Raw genomic sequence first — 25,816 nt, forward strand, 5'->3', positions numbered from 1 at the left:
TAGGTCCGCGGAGGAACAATTCGGCGGCCCGATCGCGTGCACTTATGCCGCGCGCAAAGTGTGAGAAATTTCATTGAACATACAACCCTGGAATGCTCTTTTCGCACGGATCGTGAGCGCCGGGGGCCGGCAATGCCCAAAGGACCGCTTGTTTCGATAGCAGTTGCTGCCTGGGTGCTTTGCACAGGCGGCTTAGCCTGGGCAGTTCGCCCAGCACCGATAGACCCCGCTGCCATCCTCCGTAACCAAGTCGACAAGATTAGTCCGGGTTCAGTTGTCTTTAATCCTCCGACGGAAATGACGGTCGGCTATCACGAGCCAATAACCGTCCAGCCGCTCCAACGTCATGGCGTGGCTCAAACTGAACAGATCGAGATTGGCAGCTTCATGCGGGCTCGCCTATTCGGTGAAGGATTCACGGCAACAACGAGTAGCGATGACGCGCAAGCCAAGTGGCTTTATGCCGAGCTTCCAGCGAAGTCGGGCGACCAGACCGGTGCGCCGCGCGACAAAATGTATCTCTTCGTTTCGCGAGTTCTGGGCAGCACGGAGGAGGTCTGGCAGGCAATCTTCGCATCCGATCGCCTAACTTATCGGCCACCCCGTCTCGTCCTGTACACAAGCGCCACCTACGCAGCCTGCGGATTAGCCGAGAAAATCATGGGACCATTCTATTGTCCTGCTGATCAGAAAGTCTACCTCGACCTTTCGTTCTTCCAAGAGATGCAGACTGAACTTCACGCCTGCGATTCGAGCGGCGCCGACTGTCAACTTCCTCAGGCCTATGTGATAGCCCACGAAATCGGACACCACGTTCAGAACTTGCTGGGAATTACGCCAAAAGTGCGCGAGCTTCAAGGGAGCATGGAGACGGAGGCGGAGAGAAACCGGTTACAAGTTCTTCTCGAGTTGCAGGCCGATTGTCTCGCCGGCATTTGGGCGCGCAAAATTAAAGAGAAAGCGAAGATCAACGCGAGCGACATAGCAGCGGCAATTCGAACGACAGAAGCACTAGGCAACGACACCCTGCAGAAAAGTGCCTTGGGGTACGTAGTGCCTGACTCGTTCACTCATGGCAGCGCTGCGCAGCGCCATCATTGGTTCGATGTCGGTTACGCAACTGGATTGGTGAAGAGCTGCAACACCTTTGCTGGAGCGCGGCAATGAGGCCCGACCTTCCCAACTCTCAACAGCCGATGTCCGACGACGACTGCATACTACCGAGCGGGCCGCTGGGGAGCCCCCACTGGACGAAGAGAAACCCCGCGACGAACGCCTGCTCGGTCTCTTGCATTTTCATTTTTAGGGGAGTGCCGTGCCCCAGAATTGGTTAAAATATTTGGCTGTTTGGTCAATTGCTTTCGCAACGAGCTTCGGGAGCAGCTACGCGCAACCGATCGTCGCCGAGCGAGACGTCCTTCAAATTTGCGAAGCGTTTTCGCGGAAGGCCCCAGAGCGAATGCCGGCAATTGTTCAGCCGGAAGCTGCCAAAAATTTCGTTGGGAGATACGCTCGCTTTTCGGACCGGCTACGAGGCTGCCTATCGGCATCGGAGCGCGAGCGCGAGCCAAATAGCGTGACTTTTTTGATTCAGAACACACAGTATGAGAGTTACTGGAAGTTCCTCACTGATTCCAACTCAGTTCAATGGATTTCTATCGAGAGGTTTAGGCCCGTCACGCTGGCAGATGATGAGCCATGGCGCGCGCCTTTTGATGTGATAGCAGCCCCGATCAGGCCAACGATTAAACCCGGCGGCACCAAAATAGACCCGGATATCCAAGGCGGCGCGATTCAAGGCTCCAGAATCGACACACGTATCGTTGAGTTTTTCTATGCAACGAACCGCAAACAGTCGGACACTCCCCCCGATGTCGAAGGCCATCCCCAGCCCGCATTCACAAGCGATGGACCTCCTGTCTACAGCTTAAACGGCTGGACTGCTGTCAGCGGCTACACAGGCGAGCGCAACCCTGATCTGAGTGTCGGAATCGTTCGCGTCCGGGTGCCTGAAGGACACCACATCGGAAACATAGAATTGCCCCCGAGCCTTAAGCTCTTCGGATTTGATTTGAGAAGAGACACACTTGACCCAACGAAGCATTTTACTATTCGCAGCATCGAGAAAACAGACGAAGCGAAATGGATAAAAACGCTAGCGTCAACGAAGAAGAAAAAGGCTCTCGTGTTTGTCCATGGCTTCAATACCAAATTCCGCGACGCCGTCCTCCGGGCAGCGCAGATAACTTGGGATCTTCAGTTCAGAGGCACCACAATCTTATTCTCATGGCCGTCTCGCGGGGATATCGCGGACTATCTCTATGACAAAGAAAGCGCGTTAGGTTCGCGCGCGGCCTTTCTTCGCGTGATCGACGATCTTTACAAAGCCGGATATGACAACATCGATGTGATAGCTCACAGTATGGGCAACTTGGTCGCAGTTGAGGCCCTATCAAATAGCGCCGCGACACGATCGCCCACGGCTATCGCGCAGTTGATTATGGTCGCCCCCGATGTGGACCGAGACATGTTTGTTCAAGACATTTCCGGCGTTGCAAAGGTCACTAAGGGGCTTACACTTTACGCATCCAAGAACGACAAGGCCTTGCAGCTATCGAAGCGTATTGCCGGAGGTATCCCGCGCGCAGGAGATGTACCTGATGCCGGGCCGGTTGTTTTACCTGGACTTTGGACGATTGATGTCAGTCTAATTGGAGATGAACTGTTCGGACTAAATCACAACACGTTCGCCACAACACGAAATGTGCTTAACGATCTTGCGATACTACTTATGGAAGGCAAGCCTCCACCACGGCTGATTGAAATCCGGGGCTTCCCTGAGCCTCCCCAAAAGGCCGCGTACTTCCGCTACATACCCTAGACTAGCTGGCTTCCTTGCGTTTCGGCCGCGGCGGTCCGTCCACCGGCGGCAGTGACTTGATGTAATCCGCCATGGCCGCGAGATCCTCGTCAGGCAATTGCGAGGTGTTCTTGATCACGCGCGTCATCGCGCCGCCGACGCTGTCGCCGTCGGGCAATTCGCCGGTCTTCAGGAAATAGGCAATATCCTTCGCGCTCCACTCGCCGAGACGCTTCTGTGTGATGTTGGGCACCCAGCCCTCGCCTTCCGGATTGGGTCCGCCGGCAAAGCGTTCTCCGGAGATGATGCCGCCGAGCGCATTGCGCGGGCTGTGGCATTCGGCGCAATGGCCGAAGCTGTTGACGAGATAGGCGCCGCGGTTCCATTGCGGCGACTTCGTGCCGTCGGCGACGAAGGGCTTTCCGTCCATAAACAGGAATTTCCAGATGCCGATGTTGCGCCGGATGTCGAACGGAAAGCGCACGTCGTGGTCACGCACCTTGCCTGCAACGGGCGGCAGCGTTTTCAGATAGGCGAAGAGGTCGAGCACGTCCTCGCGCCTGGCGTGCTGATAGGACGTGTAGGGAAACGCCGGAAAATAATGCTGTCCGTCCGGCGAGACCCCGTGCATGACCGCGTTGACGAAATCGGCGTCGGTCCATTTGCCGATGCCGTAGGTCGGATCGGAGGAGATGTTCGGCGCGTAGAACGTTCCGAACGGCGACTTGATCGCGACGCCGCCGCCGAGCCTGGTGCGATCGGGCTGGTCGGGGACGGCATGGCAGGACGCGCATCCGCCGGCGTTGAACATCACCTCGCCATTGGCGAGATTGGGGACATGGGCAGGCGCGGCGGCGGCACCGGTCACCACCACCGGCGCGCTGAGCCACCAATAGACGCCCGCAGCGGTGACCGCGGCAAGCAGCGCCACGACAATTGTTCGTTGCAACATGCAGATCCATTCATTGCTTGCCGCGAACTTATGACCGATGTCCACGCGGCTCCAGCCACGAAGAATTTAGCCCGCCCCGGCCGGAAACGGGAATAAACTGAAACGGCCAATGTTGGAAGGTTGGCAGGCCAACGAGGTCTCAGGGAGAATGTCATGAACAAGACCGTCATCGCCATGGTCGCGCTGGGCGCCGCAGCTTTTGCAGCCCCCGCCGGCGCCGAAAAGCTGAAAGCAACGCTCGACGGCAAATCCGAGGTGCCCGCGACCACCACCAGCGCCACCGGAACCGCCGATCTGGACTATGATGCTGCCAGCAAGAAGCTGTCCTGGAAGGTCACCTATTCCGGTCTGTCCGGCCCGGCAACGGCCGCCCACTTCCACGGGCCGGCCGAGGCCGGCAAGAACGCCGGCGTCGCGGTCGCGATCCCGAACGCGACCTCCAGCCCGGTCGAGGGCTCGGCGACGCTGACCGATGCGCAGGCCGCCGATCTGCTCGCCGGCAAGCTCTACGTCAACATCCACACCGCGGCCAATCCGGGCGGCGAGATCCGCGGCCAGGTGACGAAGTAGGCCTCAAGGCTGCTTCGTACGCGAAGGCCGGGCGCTGGAGGGAGCGTCCGGCCTTTTCGATTCCGCGCGCCGCGAGGTGGCTGAACACGCTCATTCCGGCATGCCGGCAACCCGGAGCGCTTGCGTCAGCTTTTCGGCATCTTGCGGTCGACGCATTCGCGATGTGTAGTTGGCGATGCGCTTGTTGGGAGATAGCTTGATCGCGTCGGCGCAAATCCGCCGCGCGTCCTCGACGTGGCCTAATGCAGCGTGACATGCTGCCAGAATGAACAGTGCAGGCGGAAAGATTGGGATCAGACTGACTGCTGACGCAGCACAGGACAGGGCGTCCTCATTGCGACCGGCGAGGAAATAAGCGTAAGCTAGACCCGTCTGGGCGTTGCAGCTCCCATGCGGATGGAGCGGGTTCAGACGCAATGCAATACTGAACTGCTCGACTGCGGCGTCACCGCGGCCAAGCCAGAGCTGGCCCCATCCGCTCCAATGCCGTGCGATGACGAGGTTTGGGTCCAGTTTTATCGCTCGCGTCAGGTGAGATTCGCCCTCCTCGACCTCACCGAGGACCTGGGCGAGAGCATGTCCGGCCATGGCAAGTACCGATGGATCATTCCTGTCAAGTTCAACCGCTCGTCTCGCCAGCCGCGCGGCTTCACTGCGTTCATGGGCTTCATCAGTGATCCAGTCGAAAACATTCCTCAGGACATAGCAACGGGCGCCGAGCGCGTATGCACGCGCGAATTCGGGATCGATCTCGCGGGCAGTTTTTGCGAGCTCGATAGCCTCGATGCTTGCTTCCTCGGTGAATTTGAAGAAGGAGGCAAATGCCCGAAGATAATAGTCGTAAGCCTGAAGGTTGTCGGTCGGCTGGCGTCGGGCGCGCTCGATTTCGGCGCGCTCCAGCTGCGGGGAGATTGCGCCGATGACGCTGCCCGTCAGCCGATCCTGCAAGTCGAAAATATCTTCGATCTCGCTGTCAAACCGGTCCGTCCAGAGATGCAGGCCGCTCGCCGCGTCGATCAACTGGCCCGCAATTCGGACTCGGTTGCCGGCCTTGCGCACACTGCCTTCGAGCACGTAGCGAACGCCCAGCTCCTGACCGATCTGTTTGACGTCGATCGCCCTGCCCTTGTAGGCCAGAGTCGAATGTCGCGCGATCACGAAGAGAGACTTCGAACGCGACAGTCCCGAAATGATGTCCTCGACCATACCGTCGGCAAAATAGTCCTGCTCCGGATCCGGGCACAGGTTGGCGAATGGAAGGACCGCGATCGAGGGTTTGTCGGGAAGCGAGAGCGCAGGTTTCGGCGTCTCGGCTGCGCCGTCGGCGGCGGCTGCACCCTCGGCGGCAGGCGTTTCCCGGACCTGACCCACGAAGCGGAAACCTCTGCGTGGCAGTGTTCTTATCAGCCGCTGCTCTTCGCCAGAATCCCCGATCGCGCATCGCGCACTGTTGAGGCGGGTCGTCAGCGCCGCATCGGACACGCAGCGCCCCTGCCAAATGGCATCGATGAGTTCATCCTTGCCTACGACGCGCTCCCGGTTGCGGATCAGGTAATCGAGGAGATCGAACACCAGTGGCGTAACTGAGATCCGATCCGCTCCGCGATGCAGCTCTCGCCGACCGGCGTCGAATGCATACTCCTCAAAGAGATAGCGCACGGCGCGAATCCCTTGGGTGAGCCCTCCGGGGCGATCGGGGTGGGCTTTTTGGCCCGCTGGACGTCGCAAGAATAAGCTGCCGGTAGGCAAAATGTAAGCTGTCGGTCAAGCACGCGCGTCGGTCTTCGGGCACCTTCCAGGGGTGAAAAACACCCCCCGAGGGCACTGCAATGACCCTGATCCAAGGTACAATGTGGCCGGAACGGGCGTCCATATCGTCCCGGCATGTCCGCAGCCTGATCCGGAAGTACTGGGATGTCTTTCAGGCACGTCGCGATCGCCAGAGATTGCGCGGCACGTTGTCCGGCTTGAGTGACCGGGAGTTGATGGACATCGGCACGACGCGCGGCGAGATCGACTACGTTACCGCCAGCCGCGATATCGACCCGCGAGACATCGTGAGACATTCGCGCGGAGTGTAAGTCCGGAGCCATTCGACCTGCCAGGAGATACCAGCCTGACCAACGGCTTGGCACCTTGGCTCGCGCGGGCGGCCGCATGGCCGACCTCATTGCGTTGCCTGGGTTCGGCAATGTCGGGGCTACGCCTTCAAGCCGCGTTCAGCGCCTGTGTGAGGTCGGCGATCAGGTCCGTCGGGTTTTCGATACCGATCGACAGCCGGATCGTGGAATCGAGGACGCCGATTTTCCGGCGGATGTCGGCGGGAACGCCGGAATGGGTCATGGTTGCAGGCAGGCTCGCAAGCGACTCCGTTCCGCCAAGACTCACCGCCAGCTTGAGGATTTGCAGCGCGTTGAGGAATTTCACCGCCGCGTCCTTGCCGCCGACGATGTCGAACGAGAAGGTGGAGCCCGCCCCCAGGCATTGCCGCGCGAACACCATTCCGGCCGGCGAAGCCTCCTCGAGATGGCCGAGATAGTGAACCTTGGCCACCTTGGGGTGATCGCGCAAATAGTCCGCCACGAGGCGCGCGTTGCTGTCGGCCTTCTCCATGCGCAGGCTCAGCGTCTCGAGCGAGCGGTTGATCATCCAGCAGGAATGCGGATCGAGCTGGGTGCCGATGGCGCCCCGGAGCGCTTTGATGCCCTTCACGATCGCCTTCGCGCCGAGCGCGGCCCCCGCGATCAGGTCCGAATGACCGCCGACATATTTCGTGAGCGAGTACAGGGAAATGTCCGCGCCATGCTCGATCGGCCGCTGAAACACCGGCCCGAGCAGCGTATTGTCGCAGGCGATGATCGGAACGTGTCCCTGGGTCTTTCCAATGACTTCGGCGACGCGGCGCATCATCGCGACGTCGACCAGCCCGTTGGTCGGGTTGGCCGGAGTTTCGATCAGAATCATCGAGACCCGGCCCTTGCGCATGGCCTCCTCCGAGGCCTGGCTGACCGCCGCTTCATCAACGCCATCGGCGAAGCCGACGGCGCCGATCGACAGGCGCGCAAGCGTGTTCGTCAGCAGGGTTTCCGTCCCGCCATAGAGCGGCTGGGAGTGCAGGATGACGTCGCCGGGGCGGACGAACGCCAGGATCGTGGTTGCAATGGCCGCCATGCCGGATGAGAACAGCGCACAGCTCTCGGTGCGCTCGTAGATCGCGAGCCTGTCCTCGACGATTTCGCTGTTGGGGTGGTTGAAGCGTGAATAGACCAGCCCCGCGCCCATCCCTTCCGGCGGCTCGCGCCGGCCGGCGACGAAATCGAAGAAGTCCTGCCCGTCATCGGCCGTCTTGAACACGAAGGTGGAGGTCAGGAACACCGGCGGCTTGATGGCGCCTTCCGACAATTGCGGATCGTAGCCATAGGTCAGCATCAGCGTTTCAGGATGCAGCATATGGTTGCCGATGTGCGTCTTCGACGGGAACGGTTTGACCATGGCCTGCCTCGCTGTTTTGATTCAGATTCTCGCCGCGTATTGGAACTCTGCGATCGAAGCACAGCACTCGGATGCGCCTGCATCCGACAGCTCTCATCAACGTCGCAGCGGCTGCGGTTGAAGATAAGCTCATACGCGGCGCCCCGACAGCGATCAGCCGGGCCTCGCAAACAAATTTTGCCTTTGGTGTGGTTCGACGAATCGATGCCTCGGTAACCGAGGCACCTCAACACAATGGTCCGAGCCTCCCCCGCCGCGGCCCTACCTTTGACGGGCCGCCCGCAAACATCCCCGATTCCGTCCCTCCATTTTCGTGTTGCCGCCACAAACAGCACTCACGAAGGCGTGACCGCGTATGGGGAGAAAAAAGTGCGCGCAAGAAGACCATGGAAAGTCGTGGGGGCCAAACATCACAACTCAAGTGTCGAGCAACTTCAGCTCGATCTGGCGGCGATCAACCGGTGCATACACGTGCTGGAAAAGGCGGACGTCAATCCTCAGGACATTGAGGTACTGACCGTTCATGCGCTGACGCTCGCCGAACAGATCGATGAGGTGCGCTGGTTGAACCCGGCCAAGGCTTTGGGGTGGTTATTCGAAAAAGAGACTCGCAAGCCTGCCGCTCGAAAAGCTTCGGGAGCCGGCTGAGCAATACGCTCGCCTTCGATCCGCCCGGATGCGCGTCCGACCGAAAAGGCGTACGAGTCAACCGAGGCGCGCGCGCACAACGCAAAAAGGGCGGATGCCGTGCGCATCCGCCCTCACTTTTTGCCGGCTCCGCGTCAGCTGTTCTTCACACGAAAGGTCTCGTGGCAGCCGCCGCATTCCTTGCCGACCGCGGGAAAAGTCGCCTTGAGCGAATCGAGGTCCTTGATCTTGCCCTTGGCCTCGCCGACGACCTTGGCGAAGCTTGCGATCTTGGCGTCGAAGCCGGCCCTGTCCTCCCAGATCTTCGGCGAGGCGCTGTAGTCGCCCTCGGGCTTCTGGCCCTTTGCGCTCGTCGGAAACAGGTTCGGCAGCTTCTTGGCCGTATCCGCGAACTGCGCCAGCGCGCTGTCCACCGTGGCCTGGTCGTAAGGCTTCTCACCCTTGACGATCGCCGCGACCGCGCCGGCGTTCTTGCCGTTGCCCTTCATGAGGGTCTGGACCTCCTTGACGGAGTCCTGCTGCGCCCAAACCGCGCCCATGCCGAGCAGCAGCGCGCCGCCAACAACCAACATTCGCTTCATTCGCAAAATCCCCTTCCCTGAGACAGGATCGTGCTGACCCCACATTGGGCCAACACCGTTTGGCAGAGTTCATTCCATCCAAAGCGCGGCGATAGATCGTCGCACTTTGGATTATTTGATCGAGCTCGAGATTAAAGGCTGTGGCGGCGGTGGTGCTCGTTGATGGCGATCCACACCCGCTCCGGGGTGGCCGGCATGTCGATGTGGTCGATCTTGTATTCGCGCCAGAGCCCGTCGACGATGGCGTTGACGACGGCCGGACAGGAGCCGATCGCGCCGGCCTCGCCCGCCCCTTTCACGCCCAGCGGATTGGTCGTGCAGGGAACGTTGCTGGTCTCGAACACGAAGTCCGGACCATCAGCCGCGCGCGGCAGCGCGTAGTCCATGAAGGTCGCGGTGATGAGCTGCCCGTCAGTGGCGCCGTAGACCACCTGCTCCATCAGCGCCTGGCCGATGCCCTGCATGGCGCCGCCATGCACCTGGCCCGCCAAAAGCAGCGGATTGAGCGTCTTGCCGAAATCGTCGACGATCACGTAGTTGACGATCTTGATGATGCCGGTCGCCGGATCGATCTCGACTTCCGCCAGATGCGTGCCGTTCGGATAGGTGCCGTCGGCGCTGGCAAAGGTCGCGCTGCCGTTAAGCTTCGACGGATCGGCGCTCCCGCGCTTGGCGAGATCGGCGAACGACATCGAACGGTCGGTGCCGGCAATCCGCACCACGCCGTCGGAGAGCTCGAGGTCGCCGGCACTGGCTTCCAGCGCCTGCGCCGCGATCTCCTTCAGCTTTTGCCCGAGCTCACGCGTGGCGCGCTCGACGCTGACGCCGCCTGACGGAATCGAGGCCGAGCCGCCGGTGCCGAGCCCCGTGGCGATCTCGTCGGTGTCGCCCTGGCGCACGTGCACGCGCTCCGGGGGCAAGCCGAACTGCTCGGCGACGATCTGCGCATAAGCCGTCTGGTGGCCCTGCCCGCTCGACTGCGTGCCGATCAGGACGGTGACGTCGCCGCTGGGATCGAGCCGCACATTGGCGGTCTCCTCGCCCATCACGCCGCAGATCTCGACATAGCTCGCAAGGCCAATGCCGCGGATCAGACCATTCTTCTTGGCCGCCTTGGCGCGCTTCGGAAACTCCTTCCACTCGCCGATCTCCATCGCGCGCTTGAGATGCGCGGCGAAGTCGCCGGAATCATAGACCTTGCCCGTGGCCGTCTTGTAGGGCAGCGCCTTCGGCGGAATGAAATTCTTGCGGCGGATGGCGTCCGGCGTCATGTCGAGTTTTCGCGCGCAGGCGTCCACCAGGCGTTCGATCACATAGGCCGCTTCGGGACGACCCGCGCCGCGATAGGCGTCGACCGGCACGCTGTTGGTGAAGATGGTGCGCACCCGGCAGTGGAAGGCCTGGATGTCGTAGAGGCCCGGCAGCATGCCGGCGCCGCCATGCGGAATGTAGGGGCCGAACGTCGACAGATACGCGCCCATGTCGCCCATCAGGTCGCAATCCATCGCGAGGAATTTGCCGTCCTCGGCCAGCGCCATCTTGGCGGTGGTGACGTTGTCGCGGCCCTGCGCGTCGCCCATGAAGTGCTCGGTGCGATCGGCCGCCCATTTCACTGCTTTCTTGAGCTGCCGCGCAGCGACCGCCATCAAGGCGTATTCGCGGTACGGAAACAGCTTCGTGCCGAACCCGCCGCCGACGTCGGGGCAGATCACCCGCATTTTCTCGGTCGGGATGTTGAGCACGTTCTGGCAGAGGATGTCGCGCAGGCGATGGCTGCCCTGGCTGCCGACCGTCAGCGTCAGATGATCGCGCTTGGCGTCGTATTCGCAGACCGCCGCGCGCGCCTCCATGAAGCTCGCGACCACGCGCGGATTGACGATGTTGATTTCGGCGACCGCATGCGCCTTCGCAAAGGCAGCTTCGGTCGCCGCCTTGTCGCCGATCGAGACGTCGAACAGCACATTGCCGGCCTTGTCCGGCCAGACCTGCGGCGCGCCCTTCTTGACCGCGTTGACGACGCCGGTCACCGCCGGCAGCGGGCTCCATTTGACCTCGATCGCCTCGATCGCGTCGCGGGCCTGGTCGATGGTCTCGGCGACCACGAAGGCGATGGAATCACCGACATGGCGCACCTCGTCCTTGGCGAGGATCGGGTAAGGCGGGCCGGTGAACGGATCGGTCTCGAGGTTGAACAGGCAGGGCAGATTGCCGAGATCCTTCACATCATCGGCGGTCAGGATCAGCGCAACGCCCGGCAGCGTGCGAGCCCGGCTCGCATCGATGGTGTACTTGGCATGCGCGTGCGGCGAGCGCAGCATCAGGCAGCGAAGCGCGGCCTGCGGCGCATAATCGTCGGTATAGCGGCCCTTGCCGCGGATGAGCGCGTCATCCTCCTTGCGCAGCACGCTTTGGCCAACGCCGAACTTGATGGGAGCCGCCATTTTCTTATCCCGTCCTCATGGTTGTTTTGCGGGCATATTGCCGTGGAAAAAGTGGCAAGGCAAACGGCTTTAGGCGTGCACAGGCCGCGCAGGCTCGCCTGGTGCCTCGCCTGTCAGAGCGGGATGCGACGAAAACGCCGCAGCCCGGTCATTTCCCTGTGAAGAACGGTCCGATTGATGGCACGATAGTTGCCGAACTCGTCCCGCGGTGCACTTCCAAGAAGAAGTAGTCGTGCTGACTGCCGCTTGTTCGCAAAGCGTATCTCCGCTTCTGACGGTTGATCACCTATATCACGCCCCGCCTCCAAAGATCCGTGGCGCGATCTCTCAGCGTATCGATAGCTCGTTGAGGCGTGATGTAGTCGATCTCGCTACGCGTCAAACCGATATCCATCAGCTCCCTGTCACTCAGCTCCTGCAATCCGACCCGTGGGCGCTGCCGCCACTCCTGAAACGCATACCAATATCGCCTGAGCAGGCTCAGGACGATGGAGAGGTCGAGGCGAAGCCTCGCGGCATCGCGCTCAATCTCGGATGGGATGCTCGTCTGTTGGGGTGGCATCGGATGCTCCTGCTGTTGTGCCGGCAGGGAGCGTGGCCAAACAAAAGGCCCCGTCCGATGCCGGCGGGGCCTTGGTGAAAAGATGTCGTCGTCGAATTCCTAGCGCGCGACTCCTTCCACGGCCCAGCCGAAGCGGGTCATGTGGTTGCGATTGAAGTGGCGCGACGATTTGATCATGCGGCGCCAATACCACGGCAATCGTGCAAAATCAAGGGATGTGCGGAGGTCACGTGCACCTTGGAGGCGAGTCCCTCGATCCGGCGAATTCGCTTATTCGACGCGACCAATCATCCCCCTGCGCGAGGGGCATTCCAAAACGGACGTTTGCGACCGCTTTGAGAGGGCGGCTATTGACCCGCTGGGACATTCTCAACAGCCGGCCGACCTGGACGAGCCGGCCGGCTGCGCGCACAACGGACGTGCGTCGCTCAGGGACGAACGCGGATAATCGTATTCCCCTTGCGTCGCTCGGTCGAATTTAAGGCGGCGACGGCATCGTCGAGGGTCGAGACGTTGCCGATGTTAGTCCGCAGTCGTCCGTCCCGCACCCGTTGGACGATCTCACTCAGTTGGGCACGATCAGCCTCGACGACGAAGTCGATCGCCAGCCCGTTGGAAGGCCGCGCCTCCGCCGGCCCGACGATGGACACCAGTGTTCCCCCGGCTCGAATGAGTCCGGTGGACCGCTTCTGGATGTCACCACCGATGACGTCGAACACCAGATCGACTTCGCCGATGTCCTCCAGTGCGTCGTTGTCAAGGTCGACGAACTCATTCGCGCCGTGGTCGAGCACTGCCTGACGATCGGCGGCACGTCCGGAGCCGATGACGTAAGCTCCGGCCGCTCGTGCAAGTTGCGTCACCATAGACCCGACTGCCCCTGCCGCCCCGTGTGCCAGCACGCTCTGCCCCGCCTGAAGGCGACCGTGCTGGAACAGCCCTTGCCACGCGGTGAGGCCCGAGATCGGCAGGCTCGCGCCCACGGTAAAGTCGACGTCGCCCGGCAGCGGCGCAAGGTTGCGCGCCTCGATTGCCACGTACTCGGCCAACGTGCCGTCACGATACCAGTCCGCGAGGCCGAACACCCGTTGTCCCACCGACAGCCCCGTCGTTCCATATCCAAGGGCAGAGACCACTCCGGCCAGCTCGTGCCCAGGGATCGACGGCGTTCGGTCGCGATCAAGGCGATCGGCCCAGCTCGAGGGCCACGCAAGCTCAGTCGGGATAAATCTCGACGCATGAACCTGGACGACGACATCGTTTATCGCCGCCTGTGGCTCGGGCCGGTGCACCAGCTTCATGCCGGCCGTTCCCGCGGCTTGCTCCGTTACAACGATAGCCTTCATGAGATTTTCTCCTTGGTCATTTGTCTCTTCGGTGGAAATGCGAGGGAGCGCGCACGCGCCGGCTTTCCACAAAATGCTAGGCAGTGTGGAACTCCTGTCTCCGTGTCGGCGATTGAGTTGTCTGCACTGATCGGAACCCCCGCTAAGCCCGATGGATCGGGCTCGCTCCGATCCATGGTCGTAGCGAGTAGATGCGTTGCGCCTGGCTATAAAAAAGTACCAAGATTGACGATTCTGGCTGTACCAGCCGATGCCGTGATGTCGGCCTTGAGACTGTGAGCCGACGAGAATCGCAAAACTGGACTTGGCAAATTGCTGCAGACGCCACCCGGCTGGATTTTTTCAATCAGCAGGGCATTGCGCGAAAACGCCGCAATCATCAGTTCGGGATCGGCCGGCAAGCAACAGGCGGCGACAAGGTCGCCGCCTGTTCTTCCAAGGCTAGATCAAGGCGCGAGATGTGCCTTGATCTCCGCCGACATCTGCCGAATCGCGGCCTTGGGCTCGGGGTCGCTCTGGATGCCGTTCAGCAGGACGAAGTCGTGGATCATCCCGTTGTAGCGGGTCGCGATCACGGACACTCCGGCCTCCTTGAGCTTGCGCGCGTAAGCCTCGCCTTCGTCGCGCAGCGGATCGTTCTCTGCGGTGATGACTAGAGCCGGGGGAAGCCCCTTCAATTGCTGCAGGCTGGCGCGCAGCGGCGAGACGTAGGGGTTGTTGCGCGTCGCCGCGTCCGGCGCGTACAGATCCCAGCCGTATTTCATGAAGGCGCGGGCGAGAAATCGTCCCGTGCCATATTCGTGATACGATGCGGTGTCGACGCTGGCGTCGGTCGCCGGGATCATCATGACCTGATAGCTGATCTTGGGGCCGCTGCGGTCTTTGGCCATCAGCGACAATGCCGCGGTCATGTTGCCGCCAACCGAATTGCCGGCCACCGCGATCCGGCTACCGTCCGCGCCGAACTCTTCGGCGTGGCTCGCCACCCATTTCAGCACGGCATAGGACTGGTCGAGCTGCGTGGGGAAGCGCGCCTTCGGCAGGGATGTGTACTCAACGAAAACACCGATCTGGCCGGAGCCGACCACCAGGTCGCGCAACAGACGCTGATGGTTCTGGAAATTCCCGACGATCCAGACACCGCCGTGAATGAACAGCAGTACGCCGGGCTTTCCGGTCACGTGCTCGGGCTTCATGATGTAGATTTTCACGGACTGACCATCCTGGGTGATGGTCTGCTCGGTCGTGTTCACTCCCGACATGTCGACTGGCGTCTTGTTCTGAAGCTCCGTAAGGATGTCCTGCGGCTTGGGCTGGGGCAGCTCCCAGAACGGGCTCGGATCCTTGTTGATCTCGCGCAGGAAGGTGCGAACCCGGGGATCGATCCGGGGGTCGGTCCCGGCGTCTGGGGCCGCATCGGCGGCTTGGGTCATGAGGATTGCTCCGAGGCTGAGGATTGCGAGTGAAGAGAACAGTTTCATGGTCAACTTTTGCTTGGGGGTAGACGCACTCGCACAGCTAGCCCGCGCGGAGGGGCTGCCGCTTCTGTCAAATGACCAGTCCGATGACGGGACGGCGATCAGTCCGCGGGGCGGCTGATGCTTGCGAGAACGGGGCGTAGCCCGGACCGCGAGGTGATTCCGGCCTTCGAAAAGATCCGGTGCAGGTGGTACCCGACAGTTCTGTGGGACAGATACAGTCTGGCGCCGATCTCCTTGTTCGAGAGACCTTCGGCGGCGAGTTGCGCGATGTGAAGCTCCTGCGGGGTCAGCGTGTCCCACACCTGTTCGGTTCGCCGGCGGCTGGTTTCGCCCGACGCTCGCAGTTCCTCGCGGGCCCGATCGCTCCAGGGCGAAGCGCCGAGCGCATCGAACATGTCGCGTGCCTCGCGCAACGGAGCCCTCGCATTGGCGGATCTGCGCTGGCGGCGCAGCCATCCGCCATAGGCCAGGAGAAAACGGGCTCGCAGGAACGGCCATTTCTTCGCGGCCGGCCCAGGACCTTGCAGTCCAAGACCTTGCAGGAAGAACGGCTCGGCATCTTCCGGCGCAGCGAGGAACGCCTTGCCATATTGCAGCATCGTCCCGACCCACGGCACCGGCGTCGGAGCCGAGGCGCGCTCGATCTCATCAAGCACGCGGCTCGCCTCGTCCGCATTGCCGGACGACACGGCGGCCTCCACGAAATCCGCGAGGCCAAAGAACTGAAGGCCGAAATTGAAAGCGGGATCGGCCGGCGTGAACAGGCGTCGCAGATGTTCGAAGGCCTCCCAATGACGGCCCGCGCCGATTGCGGATACGCCTCGTGCGAGCTGCAACATGGCCAGCAGGAAACTCGCGCCGATGGACAGGGCCAGGGCTTCCGCCTGCGCCGCATACGCTTCGGATTGCTCCAGATTGCCTTGCATTCCTGCGAGCCTGGCTTTCAGGATCGTGGCTGCGGCAATCCACGGAAGCCCGCCGGTCTCTTCGGCAAGCCGAGCGGATTCCTCGGCCTCCCTCATGGCGCCCCGCCAGTCACCGACTTCCATTTCCGCCCACCCTTGGGCGAAAAGCACCCGGGCGAGATCGCTGAGCCGTCCCTGCATGCGCAGCACGGCACTGGACTCGGCGAGAAAGTTCACACCGATGTCGAAGGTCCCGATGACATTGGCGGTGCTGCCGAGGATTCTCGCAATGGTGAGATCGCTGGGCGCCGTTCCCGCAAGTCCCTGCAGCTTGAGGTACACATCAGCTCCGCGCCGCAGCGGTTCGACGTAAGCGGAGATCGCGATCAGGCGGGGATCCGTGTCGGGCAATTCCAGCTGCGTTGCCGCGTCGTAAACTTTTTTGCAAAATTCATCGCTTGCGCTGCTCCACCAGCAGCGTTGCGCGGCGCGCCAAAGAAGATTGCCAGCGAGATCGATCGCGCCGGCGGCGTGGGCTTTCGCGGCGAACCCGATCAAGGCGAGAATCTTCGCGGGATGGTTGGCCGCCGGAGGCTGGCTGATCTCGCGGCACCAGGCAATCCGGACCAGCGCCAATTGGTTCGCTTCATCGATGTCGGCCTGCCGCAGCAGCCGCTCCATCAGCTCCGGCTGCCCCAGATCGGCCGCGAGCTCGGCCGCCCGCAACAGCCGGTCGCTTCTGGCTCTCGCAGTGCTGCTCAGCCGTGCCGCACTTTCCAGGACCTCGATCGCCATGGCAACCGCTCCGCGCCGCAACGCTCGCGCCGCCATCAGGTCGTACTCGCCGGCGAGCTCGTCGTCAGGTCCGATCGTCGCTGCGGCACGATGCCATAATTGGCGGTCGAGCTGATCATGAATCACGGCAGCAAGCGCGGCGTGGATCCTTTGGCGGGTCGCCGGGTCGGCGGCCTGGTGCATGGCGGAGCGAACCAGCGGATGCCGAAACCGCACCTCCATTCCGTTGATCTCGATCAGCTTGGCCGCGACCGCGGGCGCCATCGCATCGATCCCCACGCGCTCGCCCAACACGGCTTCGGCGGTGGAAAGGATTTCGTGGAGCGATGTCCCGTCGTTTTCTGCCGTCACGAACAGCAGCAATCGCGCGATGGGCGGGAGGTCGGATAACCGATTGGAGAAGGCGCGCTCGAGCCGGTCGGTCAGCGGAAGCCACGGCGTATCTCCAGCGGCTCGTTCTCCGCGAGGCAGCTCCACAAGGGCCAGGGGATTGCCCGAGGCTTCTTCAAGGAAGCGGCTGCGCAGCTCCGCAGGAAGGCCCGGCGCATTGGCATCGAGCAGATGCTCGGCATCGGCCGCGTCAAGCCCTGAAAGTCGCAGCCTCTGGGTCGAGGCGTCGCCAAGCGAACCCTTGAAGTCATCGCGCATGGCCACCACCAGAACGATCGGGTCCGAACTCAATCTGCGCGAGATGAAGGCCAGCACCTCATAGGTCGCCTGATCCAGCCATTGGGCATCGTCGGCAACAAGCAGCAGAGGCTCGCGCGTCGCCCTTTCGCTCAGCAGAGACAGCGTCGCGAGTGCAACCAGGAAAATATCGGGCGCCCCCGTGTCATCCTGCATGCCAAATGCAGCCAGCAAGGCCGATCGCTGGCGAGGGACAAGGCCCTCTGCCCCCTTCATCAGCGGACGCAGGGCCTGTTCAAGTGCTGCAAACGGCAAATGGACTTCGGCCAGGACGCCGGTCATGCTCAGGACGGAGAAGCCGTGTTTACTGGCTCTGTGCCGGGCCACATCGAGAAGCGCAGATTTTCCGATGCCGGGCTCGCCGCTGATCACAAGCGTGGATCCCCCCTGGTCGATCCGCTCGATCAGATGATCAATCAGAGCAATGTCCTGCGCACGACCCTGCAAACTTGGAGACGCAGGGGCAGCACCACTGCGCCTTTTCGGCGACGAGGCTGTCTTTTTCGCCCGTCTGGTCATCGCGTAACCGTTGGTGGCACTCCACCCCTTCGAACTCAGTCGAGGTTTAACGTTAGCATGTACCGGGAACCAGAGGAGAGCCGTATACGTGATGGCTGCTTCCGGCATGTCTCGCCTGCTGCAGCAGCCTTTGGCCCGCCGGATTGATACAGGCCTAGCCGCGCACCAGCGAGACCAGCCAATTGCGGCCGAACAGCGCAAGGATCGCGAGCGCGTAGATGATCGTGCCTCCGACGGCGAGCAGGACCAGCGTCAATTCATCGTGGAAGTGCATCGAGGACAGATAGGAACCGCTGAACCGCGCGATCAGCCAGAACGTGGCGGCGAGGATCAGTCCGGTCAGCAGGAATTTGGCGAGCGACATCAGCCATGCGCGATCCAGCACGAGAAAACCGCGCCGCACCGCGAAGAACAGCACCAGCAGCAGATTGGTCCAGACACCGACGGCGGTCGCCAGCGCGAGGCCAATCTGGGCGAGCGATCCCATCAGGGCGACCTTCAGAGCAACGTTGACCGCGATGCCGGTCAGTGAGGCGCGCACCGGCGTCGCCGTGTCCTTGCGCGCATAGAAGGTCGCGACCGCGCTGCGGATTAGCACGAAGGGGATCAGGCCGATGGCATAGGCCGCGAGCGTGGCGCCGGCGGCGGCGGCATCGGCCTTCGAAAACGCGCCGCGGGCGAACAGCGCACGCATGATCGCGTCGGGCACGGTGATGAAGGCCGCCACGAACGGCACCGAGAACAGCAGCGTGAAATCGAAGGCGCGGCGCTGCGCCTTCATCGCGCCGTCATGATCGTTGGCGGTGATCCGCCGCGACATCTCCGGTAGCAGAACCGTGCCGATCGCGATGCCGATCACGCCGATCGGCAGCTGGTTGAGGCGGTCGGCATAATACAGCGCGGACAGCGCGCCTGCGGGCAGGAAGGTCGCGATGATGGTGTCGGCGAATAGCGCGACCTGTGTGCCCATCGAGCCCAGCGTCGCCGGTCCCAGTGCCTTGAAGAAGCCCCGGACGTCCTCGTCGAGCCGCAGCGGCGCAAAGCGCGGCAGGCCGCCATGGCGCGCGAGATCGCCCGCGAGCAGGAAATATTGCAGGAAGCCGGAGATCAGGACGCCCCAGGCCGCGGCGTGGCCCGCGCTGGGAAACCACGCGGCGAGCGCCAGCGTCATCATCATGGAGATGTTGAGGAAGATCGATGCGGCCGCCGCGCTGGCAAAGCGCTGCATCACGTTGAGCATGCCGCCATAGAGCGTCACCAGCGTGATCAGCAGCAGATAGGGAAAGGTAATCCGGGTCAGCTCGATCGCGAGCTTGCGCTGCTCGGCGTCCTCACTGAAGCCGGGCGCCAGAATGCTCATGGCCTGCGGCATGAACAGCCACGCGACGATCAGCAGCACAACCTGCGAGGCCAGCAGCAGCGTGAAGATGCGGTCGGCGAACAGTTTTGCCGCCCCCTCCCCGCGCTCGCCATGGACGTGGGCATAGGCCGGCACCCAGGCGGCGTTGAAGGCGCCCTCGGCGAAGATCGCGCGGAAATGATTGGGCAGCCGCAGCGCCACGAAAAAGGCGTCGGCCACGGGGCCGGCGCCCAGGATCGCCGCGAGCATGATGTCGCGGGCAAATCCCGTCAGCCGCGAGAGCAGCGTGTAACCACCGACCGTGAAGATGCGTCCGAGCATGCGTCTGTTTTAGAGCATGGCGCGATTAGGTCTAGGTGCAAGCCGCGGCAGAGGTGTGCCCCCTCCCGGGAGAGGGCGATCGCACATAAGGCGCGCGCCGCGAGCGCCGACAGTCTCCACAGCGTCATGGCCGGGCTTGTCCCGGCCATCCACGCCTTGCCACGCACACAAAGAACGTGGATGCCCGGGACAAGCCCGGGCATGACGACCAGCGCGGCAAAACGGCGAAATCAGCCCGCGATCGCGCCGCGCACGGCGGCGATGATTCGTTCCTGGTCGGCTTCGGTCAGGTAGGCGTGCATCGGCAGGCTGATGACGTCCTGCGACAGGCTCTCGCAGCCCGGCAGGCCGCCGTCGGCGACCGGATACTGCTTGTAGGCGGTCTGCTGATGCATCGACTTGCCGTAATAGATCGCGGTCGGCACGCCTTGGGCCTTCAGCGCGGCGGCGAAGCCGTCGCGGTCGGTGCCCTCAGGGAGACGGATGGTGTACTGCGCCCAGACCGAGGTATTGCCCGGTGCCAGACGCGGCACGGTGACCACATTGGACAGGCCTCGCGCGTAGCGCTCCGCGACCCTGTTGCGGGCGGCGATCTCGTCGTCAAAGATCTTCAGCTTCTCGATCAGGATCGCGGCCTGCATGGTGTCGAGCCGTCCGGTCAGTCCGAGGCGGACGTTGTCGTATTTGTCGACGCCCTGCCCGTGCACGCGGATGCTGCGCAGCGTCGCCGCGAGTTCGTCGTCATCGGTGAAGATCGCGCCGCCGTCGCCGAAGCAGCCGAGCGGTTTTGCCGGGAAGAAGCTGGTCGCGGTGGCGAGCCCGAAGGTGCCGAGCTTGCGGCCCTTGTAGCTCGCACCAAAACCCTGGGCGGCGTCGTCAAGCACGAACAGGCCTTCGGCCCTGGCGATCTCGGCGATGGAATCGTGATCGGCGGGCTGCCCGAACAAATCGACCGGGATCACTGCGACCGGCCTCAGGCCGGCCTTGCGGGCGGTCGCGATGCCGCGCTTCAGCGACTCCGGGCTCATGTTGAAGGTGGCTTCATCGACATCGACGTAAACAGGCGTCGCGCCGGTCCGCGCCACCGGCGACGCGGTTGCGATGAAGGTGAAGGACGGGCACAGCACGGCATCGCCGGGGCCGACATTCTTCGCCATCATGACCATCAGGATCGCATCGGTGCCGCTGGCGCAGCCGATCACGTGTTTGGCGCCGCTATAGGCCGCAAGCTGCCTCTCGAGCTCGGCGACTTCAGGGCCGTTGACGAACTGGCAATGGTCGAGGACGCGCTTGACGGCGGCATCGAGCGAGGCGCCGAGCCGGCGCCGCTGCGAGGCGACGTCGATGAAGGGAATGGGTTCGGAACGCAGGTGCTGGTTCATGGCGCCTTCTTGAGTGGTCGACATGGAAAGGGAATCAGCCGGCGACGCGGCGCGGGCCCTTGCGGGCAGCTGACGAGGCCGCAGGCCGCGACGGCGTTTCGAGGCACTGCGTAGCGATCTCGAGACTGGCGACGCCTTCGTCGCCCGTGACCGCCGGCGTCTCGCCGTTGCGCACGGCCTTCAGGAACGCGACCAGCTCGGCACGGAGCGGCTCGTCGTGGCCGACCGGCAGATGCCGCATCGAATAGCTGCCATCAGGCTTGAAGCCGAAGCACTCGGTGACCTGGCGCGTCAACAGATCGCCCATCACGTATTTGTCGCGGGTCGCGACCGTGACGCTGCGCGCCTTGAACGGCGTCAACCAGTTGGTGTTGATGTGCGCGAGCACGCCGTTGGCGGTGCGGAACTGCAAGAGCGCGATGTCCTCGCGCTCGGCGACCGCGCTCGACAATTGCGGCTGCACCTCGACGATGTCGGATTCGGTGAACCAGCGGATCAAATCGATGTCATGCACGGCGAGATCGATGACGACGCCGACATTGGACATGCGCGGCGGGAACGGGCCGACACGGGTGATCGCGATCGAGAGAATGTCTTCGCCCGCGATCGCCTGCTTGACGGCGGCGACCGCCGGATTGAAGCGCTCGACATGGCCGATCATCAGCGTGACGCCGGCCTTTTGCGCGGCGGCGACGATCTCGCGGCCTTCCGCGACCGTGGAGGCGATCGGCTTCTCGACCAGCACATGGACGTTCCTGGAGATGCAGGCGAGCGCGACCTCGTGATGCAGATGGGTCGGTGCCGCAATGGTGACGGCGTCGACGCCTGCGGCGAGGAGCTGGTCGAGTGTCTCGAAACCCTGGCAGCTGGCAAGCTCGGTGGTGCGGGTCAGGTGCGCTGGCGACGGATCGACCACTCCGACGAGGCTGACGCCCGGAAGACCCGCGAGCACGCGCGCATGGTTGCTGCCCATCACGCCCGCGCCAATGACGCCAACGCGCAAGCCGGCCTTTGCCGGTGCAAACCCTTTGGAACTCATCTGAGTAAACCCCGATTCAACGCAAATCCCCGGGCCGCTTCTAGCACGGGCGCCACATTTGTGGCGAATGCCGACCTGACGGTCCGGACACGATTTGATTCAAAAAGTTACACGTTCCCCGGGCCTTAAGGCGAAAAACAGGCCGCCTTGTCGGCCCGGGTCGCGTGATTCGGAGCTTGCTGGTTACGACCTTTGATAGTCGTCTTCAATCCGGATGATGTCGTCTTCCCCGAGATAGCTTCCGGTCTGGACCTCGATGAGTTCCAGCATGATCTTGCCGGGGTTCTCCATCCGGTGCACCGCGCCCATCGGGATGTAGATGGACTCGTTCTCGTGCACGGTCTTGACGGTTTCGTTGACGGTCACCCGGGCGGCACCGCGGACGACGATCCAGTGCTCGGCACGATGATGGTGCTTCTGCAGCGACAGGCGCCCGCCCGGCTTGACGACAATGCGCTTGACCTGATGGCGCTCGCCATTGTCGACGGACTGGTAGCTGCCCCAGGGCCGGTGCACCTTGAGATGCTCCTCGGTGACCTTCGGTGCGACCGCCTTCAGCTTCGTCACGAGGCGCTTCAGGCCGTTGGCATCCTTCTGGCGCGAGACCAGCACCGCATCCGCGGTGGCGACCACGACGAGATCGTCGACGCCTTCAAGCGCGACCAGCGCATGATCGCTCGTGACGTTGCAGTTGCGCGAATCCTCGAACACGGCGGTGCCATGTGCCGAGTTGCCTTGCGTGTCCTTGTCGGACAATTCCCACACGGCACGCCAGGAGCCGACGTCGGACCAGCCGCAGGACACCGGCACGACCGCTGCGCGCGAGGTCTTCTCCATCACCGCATAGTCGATCGAGATCGCCTTCGCCGCGCCGAACGCCTCGGGCTCCAGCGTCACGAAGCCGAGATCGCGGCCGGCATTGCTCACTGCATTGGACACCGCCTCGACGCTCGCCGCGTCGATCCTGCGGTATTCGTCGAGCAGGACCGTGGCCGGGAACATGAAGTTGCCGCTGTTCCAGAGATAGCCCGAACTGACGTAGTCGGCCGCCTTCACGGCATCAGGCTTTTCGACGAAGCGCGCGACGGCGTGCACCTCACCGGAGATCACCTCGCCCGGGCTGATATAGCCGTATTCGGTCGCCGGCCGCTCCGGCTTGACCCCGAAGGTGACGATGCGCCCGGCGCTCGCGGCGGTGAGGCCCTCGCGGCACGCCGCGACGAAGGCGGCATTGTCCTGCACCACGTGGTCGGCGGCGAGCGCGAGCACGATCGCGTCACTGGCGCGGTTCTGCGCGAACACCGCGCCCGCGGCGATCGCGGGGCCGGAATCGCGCCGCATCGGCTCGAGGATCACGTCGGCCTCGATGCCGATCTCGGCGAGCTGCTCCAGCACCATGAAGCGATAGGACGCATTGGTGATGACGATCGGACGATCGAACAGCGAGGCATCCGACACGCGCAGCAGCGTGTCCTGGAAGGTCGAGCGCGTGCCGAACAGCGGCAGGAACTGTTTTGGGCGCACCTCGCGCGAGGCCGGCCACAGCCGCGTGCCGGCACCGCCGCACATGATCAGGGGGATAATGCGTTTGTCCATCGTCATTTCAAACCTTGAAGTAGTCCCGATACCAGGTGACAAAATTACGGACCCCGAGCGCGATCGGCGTTGACGGTGCAAAGCCGGTGTCGCGCGTCAGATCCTCGACATCCGCGAACGTTTCCAAGACGTCTCCCGGCTGCATCGGCAGCAATTCTTTGATTGCCGTCCGACCCAGCTCCTGCTCCAGAAGCCCGACGACATGCATCAGCTCTTCCGGATGGTGGTTGCCGACATTGTAGACCTTAGACGGCGCATTTGCGGCAGCCGGGTCATCCGCGGGCACCCGATCGATGAGCTTGGATACTACACGGGTGACGTCGTCAATATAGGTGAAGTCGCGACGCATTTTGCCATGGTTAAAGAGCCGGATCGGACGCTCCGCCATGATGGCGTTCACGAACAGAAACAGGGCCATATCGGGCCGGCCCCACGGGCCGTAGATGGTGAAGAAGCGCAGGCCCGTGACCGGCAGCCGGTAGAGATGGCTGTAGGATTGCGCCATCAATTCGTTCGCCTTCTTGGTCGCGGCATAGAAGCTCACGGGATGGTCGGTCCGGTCCTGGACGGCAAATGGCAGTTTAGTGTTGGCGCCATAAACGGAGGATGACGAGGCGTAGACGAGATGACGACAAGAGTTGTTGCGGCAGCCCTCCAGCACGTTGAGAAAGCCCTGGAGGTTGGAATCGCCGTAAGTGTGCGGATGGTCGATCGAGTAGCGCACGCCCGCCTGCGCCGCGAGATGCACGACTTTGTCAAATCGATGTCGCGCAAACAGCGCCGCGATGGTCTCGCGGTCGGCAAGATCGGCCTCGACGAAGGTGAAGCGGGAATCGTTCCGAAGCAGCGCCAGGCGCGCCTGTTTCAGCGCCCGATCGTAATAGCTGTTGAGATTGTCGAGCCCGACCACCGGCCGGCCCTCAGCCAGAAGCTGCCGGGCGACGTGAAAGCCGATGAACCCGGCGGCTCCCGTGACCAAAATCGCCTGATCCGTCATCCTGTTCCCAAGCGATCTGTTGCCACGCGATCCCCAAGCCGGCCCCGCGGCGCCTCTTTAGCCGCGGTATCGAGGCCGTCGCAATAGCCTCGCCGCTATTCGTCACCGCTCGAGATAAGCGCTATTGCAAGATCGGCGCCAAAACCATACCAAAGCGGCCGAATTCGACGCCTCGCGTCGGGTTGCCTCAAATCTTCGCAAACCCTGTTCATGCGGGCGAGATGCGCCGAATCCTGCTGTCGACGGCCAAAATCCTGATTTCCGGAGCGCTGCTCTACCTGGCGCTGCGCAAGGTCGATCTGTCCGAACTGTTCTCGCGCCTCACCGCGACCAGCCTGCTCTGGATCGCCATGGCGATCGCGGTCACGTTCCTGCAAATCTTCGTCGGCGTGGTCCGCTGGCGCGAGATCAGCGCCGAATGCGGCGCACCGCTCGAGCTCGGCCGCGCCATGCGCTACAACGTGATCGGCGCGTTCTTCAACCAGACGCTGCCCTCCGCGATCGGCGGCGATGCGGTCCGGCTGTGGCTGGTCGCGCGCGCCGGCGCCGGATGGCGTGCGGCCACCTACTCGATCTTCGTCGACCGCGCGATCGGCCTCGTCGCGCTGGCGATCGTCGTCGTCGCGAGCCTGCCCTGGAGCTACGAGCTCATCACCGATCCGCACGGCCGCTCGGCGCTGCTGCTCGTCGATTTCGCGGCACTCGCGGGCGGTGTCGGTTTCCTGATCTTCGGCGCGCTGAAATGGTCGTGGCTGAAGACCTGGTGGGCCACCCATCACATCCACGCCTGCGCCGTGATTGCCAACCGCGTGATCTTCAACGCCAAGCGCGGACCGATCGTCGCAATTCTATCGCTTCTGGTTCACGTGCTCGCCGTTGTCATTGCGTGGTGCGTGGTGCAGTCGATCGCCGCACCGGTCAGCTTCGGCCAGACATTCCTCCTCATTCCGCCGATCATGCTGATCACCCTGATGCCGATCTCGATCGCCGGCTGGGGCGTGCGCGAGGCGACGATGGGCCTGGCCTTCGGTTTCGCCGGACTTTCCGCCAACGAAGGCGTCAACGTCTCGCTGCTGTTCGGCGCCGTGCTCTTCATCGTCGGCGCGATCGGCGGCCTGGTCTGGATCCTCAGCGCGGAGAAGGCCGCGCAGGGCTCGGAGCCTATCGGGGCCGCGTGAATAAGCGTTCACAAGGCCGGCACGAAAGCAGCGCGACCTCCGCGATGATCTATCAACCCTCGGGGTTGTTTCCTATAATCTCCGGCGCGTAGCGTCACGGATCC

The 25,816-nt window shown here is 62.9% G+C and carries 21 protein-coding genes; 6 read left to right on the forward strand and 15 right to left on the reverse strand.

The annotated features are described in order from the left end of the window. Positions 1–132: 132 nt before the first annotated feature. Positions 133–1,167 (forward strand): KPN_02809 family neutral zinc metallopeptidase, encoded by a 1,035-nt coding sequence (gene ypfJ / locus ACKWRH_RS30665; protein WP_445216551.1) that lies wholly within the window; start codon positions 133–135, stop codon positions 1,165–1,167. 148 nt (positions 1,168–1,315) lie between these two features. Then, positions 1,316–2,881: an alpha/beta hydrolase gene (locus ACKWRH_RS30670; RefSeq protein ID WP_445216552.1), complete on the forward strand. Its 1,566-nt coding sequence runs from the start codon at positions 1,316–1,318 to the stop codon at positions 2,879–2,881. A 1-nt stretch (position 2,882) separates the two neighbouring features. Here the strand turns inward: ACKWRH_RS30670 and ACKWRH_RS30675 are convergent, their stop codons facing one another. Then, on the reverse strand, positions 2,883–3,812 hold the full coding sequence (locus tag ACKWRH_RS30675) for a c-type cytochrome (protein WP_445216553.1): 930 nt from the start codon (positions 3,810–3,812) through the stop codon (positions 2,883–2,885). 153 nt (positions 3,813–3,965) lie between these two features. Between ACKWRH_RS30675 and ACKWRH_RS30680 the strand changes: the two genes are divergently transcribed. Continuing rightward, positions 3,966–4,382 carry a CHRD domain-containing protein gene (locus ACKWRH_RS30680; RefSeq protein WP_445216554.1) on the forward strand — a complete coding sequence of 139 codons (417 nt, stop codon included), beginning with the start codon at positions 3,966–3,968 and terminating at the stop codon, positions 4,380–4,382. A 90-nt stretch (positions 4,383–4,472) separates the two neighbouring features. Here the strand turns inward: ACKWRH_RS30680 and ACKWRH_RS30685 are convergent, their stop codons facing one another. Beyond that, complete coding sequence (locus ACKWRH_RS30685; protein WP_445216555.1) at positions 4,473–6,041, reverse strand: winged helix-turn-helix domain-containing tetratricopeptide repeat protein; 1,569 nt, start codon at positions 6,039–6,041, stop codon at positions 4,473–4,475. A 170-nt stretch (positions 6,042–6,211) separates the two neighbouring features. On the opposite strand from ACKWRH_RS30685, the gene ACKWRH_RS30690 reads away from it, so the two are divergent. Beyond that, the gene (locus ACKWRH_RS30690) at positions 6,212–6,463 is read left to right on the forward strand and encodes a DUF1127 domain-containing protein (protein WP_445216556.1); all 252 of its coding nucleotides are present in this window, start codon (positions 6,212–6,214) and stop codon (positions 6,461–6,463) included. Positions 6,464–6,590: 127 nt separating this feature from the next. Here ACKWRH_RS30690 and ACKWRH_RS30695 read toward each other — a convergent pair whose 3' ends face one another. After that, positions 6,591–7,874: a cystathionine gamma-synthase family protein gene (locus ACKWRH_RS30695; protein WP_445216557.1), complete on the reverse strand. Its 1,284-nt coding sequence runs from the start codon at positions 7,872–7,874 to the stop codon at positions 6,591–6,593. A 369-nt stretch (positions 7,875–8,243) separates the two neighbouring features. Between ACKWRH_RS30695 and ACKWRH_RS30700 the strand changes: the two genes are divergently transcribed. Continuing rightward, a complete protein-coding gene (locus ACKWRH_RS30700) occupies positions 8,244–8,522 on the forward strand; it encodes a hypothetical protein (protein ID WP_445216558.1) in 279 nt (92 codons plus the stop codon). Positions 8,523–8,656: 134 nt separating this feature from the next. Here the strand turns inward: ACKWRH_RS30700 and ACKWRH_RS30705 are convergent, their stop codons facing one another. The 12 genes from ACKWRH_RS30705 to ACKWRH_RS30760 all read right to left on the reverse strand — a co-directional run bounded on the left by ACKWRH_RS30705 (position 8,657) and on the right by ACKWRH_RS30760 (position 24,534). Then, positions 8,657–9,103 carry a c-type cytochrome gene (locus ACKWRH_RS30705; protein ID WP_445216559.1) on the reverse strand — a complete coding sequence of 149 codons (447 nt, stop codon included), beginning with the start codon at positions 9,101–9,103 and terminating at the stop codon, positions 8,657–8,659. A 131-nt stretch (positions 9,104–9,234) separates the two neighbouring features. Next, positions 9,235–11,544, reverse strand: a complete 2,310-nt coding sequence (locus tag ACKWRH_RS30710) for a xanthine dehydrogenase family protein molybdopterin-binding subunit (protein ID WP_445216560.1) — start codon at positions 11,542–11,544, stop codon at positions 9,235–9,237. Between the two features lie 286 nt (positions 11,545–11,830). Next, positions 11,831–12,106: a DUF1127 domain-containing protein gene (locus ACKWRH_RS30715; RefSeq protein WP_445216561.1), complete on the reverse strand. Its 276-nt coding sequence runs from the start codon at positions 12,104–12,106 to the stop codon at positions 11,831–11,833. Between the two features lie 428 nt (positions 12,107–12,534). Then, on the reverse strand, positions 12,535–13,452 hold the full coding sequence (locus tag ACKWRH_RS30720; protein ID WP_445216562.1) for an NADP-dependent oxidoreductase: 918 nt from the start codon (positions 13,450–13,452) through the stop codon (positions 12,535–12,537). Between the two features lie 206 nt (positions 13,453–13,658). Continuing rightward, positions 13,659–13,853 (reverse strand): hypothetical protein, encoded by a 195-nt coding sequence (locus ACKWRH_RS30725; protein ID WP_445216563.1) that lies wholly within the window; start codon positions 13,851–13,853, stop codon positions 13,659–13,661. Between the two features lie 45 nt (positions 13,854–13,898). Further along, positions 13,899–14,885 carry an alpha/beta hydrolase gene (locus ACKWRH_RS30730; RefSeq protein ID WP_445216564.1) on the reverse strand — a complete coding sequence of 329 codons (987 nt, stop codon included), beginning with the start codon at positions 14,883–14,885 and terminating at the stop codon, positions 13,899–13,901. Positions 14,886–15,031: 146 nt separating this feature from the next. Then, positions 15,032–17,947, reverse strand: a complete 2,916-nt coding sequence (locus ACKWRH_RS30735) for a helix-turn-helix transcriptional regulator (RefSeq protein WP_445216565.1) — start codon at positions 17,945–17,947, stop codon at positions 15,032–15,034. A gap of 46 nt (positions 17,948–17,993) precedes the next feature. Then, the gene (gene murJ / locus ACKWRH_RS30740; RefSeq protein ID WP_445216566.1) at positions 17,994–19,520 is read right to left on the reverse strand and encodes a murein biosynthesis integral membrane protein MurJ; all 1,527 of its coding nucleotides are present in this window, start codon (positions 19,518–19,520) and stop codon (positions 17,994–17,996) included. Positions 19,521–19,750: 230 nt separating this feature from the next. Next, positions 19,751–20,926 carry a DegT/DnrJ/EryC1/StrS family aminotransferase gene (locus ACKWRH_RS30745; protein WP_445216567.1) on the reverse strand — a complete coding sequence of 392 codons (1,176 nt, stop codon included), beginning with the start codon at positions 20,924–20,926 and terminating at the stop codon, positions 19,751–19,753. Positions 20,927–20,936: 10 nt separating this feature from the next. Further along, complete coding sequence (locus ACKWRH_RS30750) at positions 20,937–21,941, reverse strand: Gfo/Idh/MocA family protein (RefSeq protein WP_445216568.1); 1,005 nt, start codon at positions 21,939–21,941, stop codon at positions 20,937–20,939. A gap of 183 nt (positions 21,942–22,124) precedes the next feature. Beyond that, a complete protein-coding gene (locus ACKWRH_RS30755) occupies positions 22,125–23,537 on the reverse strand; it encodes a mannose-1-phosphate guanylyltransferase/mannose-6-phosphate isomerase (protein WP_445216569.1) in 1,413 nt (470 codons plus the stop codon). Between the two features lie 7 nt (positions 23,538–23,544). Beyond that, a complete protein-coding gene (locus ACKWRH_RS30760) occupies positions 23,545–24,534 on the reverse strand; it encodes an SDR family NAD(P)-dependent oxidoreductase (protein ID WP_445216570.1) in 990 nt (329 codons plus the stop codon). A 221-nt stretch (positions 24,535–24,755) separates the two neighbouring features. Here ACKWRH_RS30760 and ACKWRH_RS30765 point away from each other — a divergent pair, with 221 nt between their 5' ends. After that, positions 24,756–25,712: a lysylphosphatidylglycerol synthase transmembrane domain-containing protein gene (locus ACKWRH_RS30765; protein ID WP_354095695.1), complete on the forward strand. Its 957-nt coding sequence runs from the start codon at positions 24,756–24,758 to the stop codon at positions 25,710–25,712. Positions 25,713–25,816 lie beyond the last annotated feature (104 nt).

It is taken from the genome of Bradyrhizobium sp. Pa8 (assembly GCF_052588265.1).

Excerpts from the sequence above, each read along its gene's own strand:
- ACKWRH_RS30750 (WP_445216568.1), bottom strand. The coding sequence starts at position 21,941 with ATGAGTTCCAAAGGGTTTGCACCGGCAAAGGCCGGCTTGCGCGTTGGC.
- ACKWRH_RS30745 (WP_445216567.1), bottom strand. The coding sequence starts at position 20,926 with ATGTCGACCACTCAAGAAGGCGCCATGAACCAGCACCTGCGTTCCGAA.
- ACKWRH_RS30755 (WP_445216569.1), bottom strand. The coding sequence starts at position 23,537 with ATGGACAAACGCATTATCCCCCTGATCATGTGCGGCGGTGCCGGCACG.
- ypfJ (WP_445216551.1), top strand. The coding sequence starts at position 133 with ATGCCCAAAGGACCGCTTGTTTCGATAGCAGTTGCTGCCTGGGTGCTT.
- ACKWRH_RS30710 (WP_445216560.1), bottom strand. The coding sequence starts at position 11,544 with ATGGCGGCTCCCATCAAGTTCGGCGTTGGCCAAAGCGTGCTGCGCAAG.
- ACKWRH_RS30695 (WP_445216557.1), bottom strand. The coding sequence starts at position 7,874 with ATGGTCAAACCGTTCCCGTCGAAGACGCACATCGGCAACCATATGCTG.
- ACKWRH_RS30765 (WP_354095695.1), top strand. The coding sequence starts at position 24,756 with ATGCGCCGAATCCTGCTGTCGACGGCCAAAATCCTGATTTCCGGAGCG.
- ACKWRH_RS30680 (WP_445216554.1), top strand. The coding sequence starts at position 3,966 with ATGAACAAGACCGTCATCGCCATGGTCGCGCTGGGCGCCGCAGCTTTT.
- ACKWRH_RS30715 (WP_445216561.1), bottom strand. The coding sequence starts at position 12,106 with ATGCCACCCCAACAGACGAGCATCCCATCCGAGATTGAGCGCGATGCC.
- ACKWRH_RS30720 (WP_445216562.1), bottom strand. The coding sequence starts at position 13,452 with ATGAAGGCTATCGTTGTAACGGAGCAAGCCGCGGGAACGGCCGGCATG.
- ACKWRH_RS30675 (WP_445216553.1), bottom strand. The coding sequence starts at position 3,812 with ATGTTGCAACGAACAATTGTCGTGGCGCTGCTTGCCGCGGTCACCGCT.
- murJ (WP_445216566.1), bottom strand. The coding sequence starts at position 19,520 with ATGCTCGGACGCATCTTCACGGTCGGTGGTTACACGCTGCTCTCGCGG.
- ACKWRH_RS30705 (WP_445216559.1), bottom strand. The coding sequence starts at position 9,103 with ATGAAGCGAATGTTGGTTGTTGGCGGCGCGCTGCTGCTCGGCATGGGC.
- ACKWRH_RS30730 (WP_445216564.1), bottom strand. The coding sequence starts at position 14,885 with ATGACCCAAGCCGCCGATGCGGCCCCAGACGCCGGGACCGACCCCCGG.
- ACKWRH_RS30690 (WP_445216556.1), top strand. The coding sequence starts at position 6,212 with ATGACCCTGATCCAAGGTACAATGTGGCCGGAACGGGCGTCCATATCG.
- ACKWRH_RS30760 (WP_445216570.1), bottom strand. The coding sequence starts at position 24,534 with ATGACGGATCAGGCGATTTTGGTCACGGGAGCCGCCGGGTTCATCGGC.
- ACKWRH_RS30735 (WP_445216565.1), bottom strand. The coding sequence starts at position 17,947 with ATGCCGGAAGCAGCCATCACGTATACGGCTCTCCTCTGGTTCCCGGTA.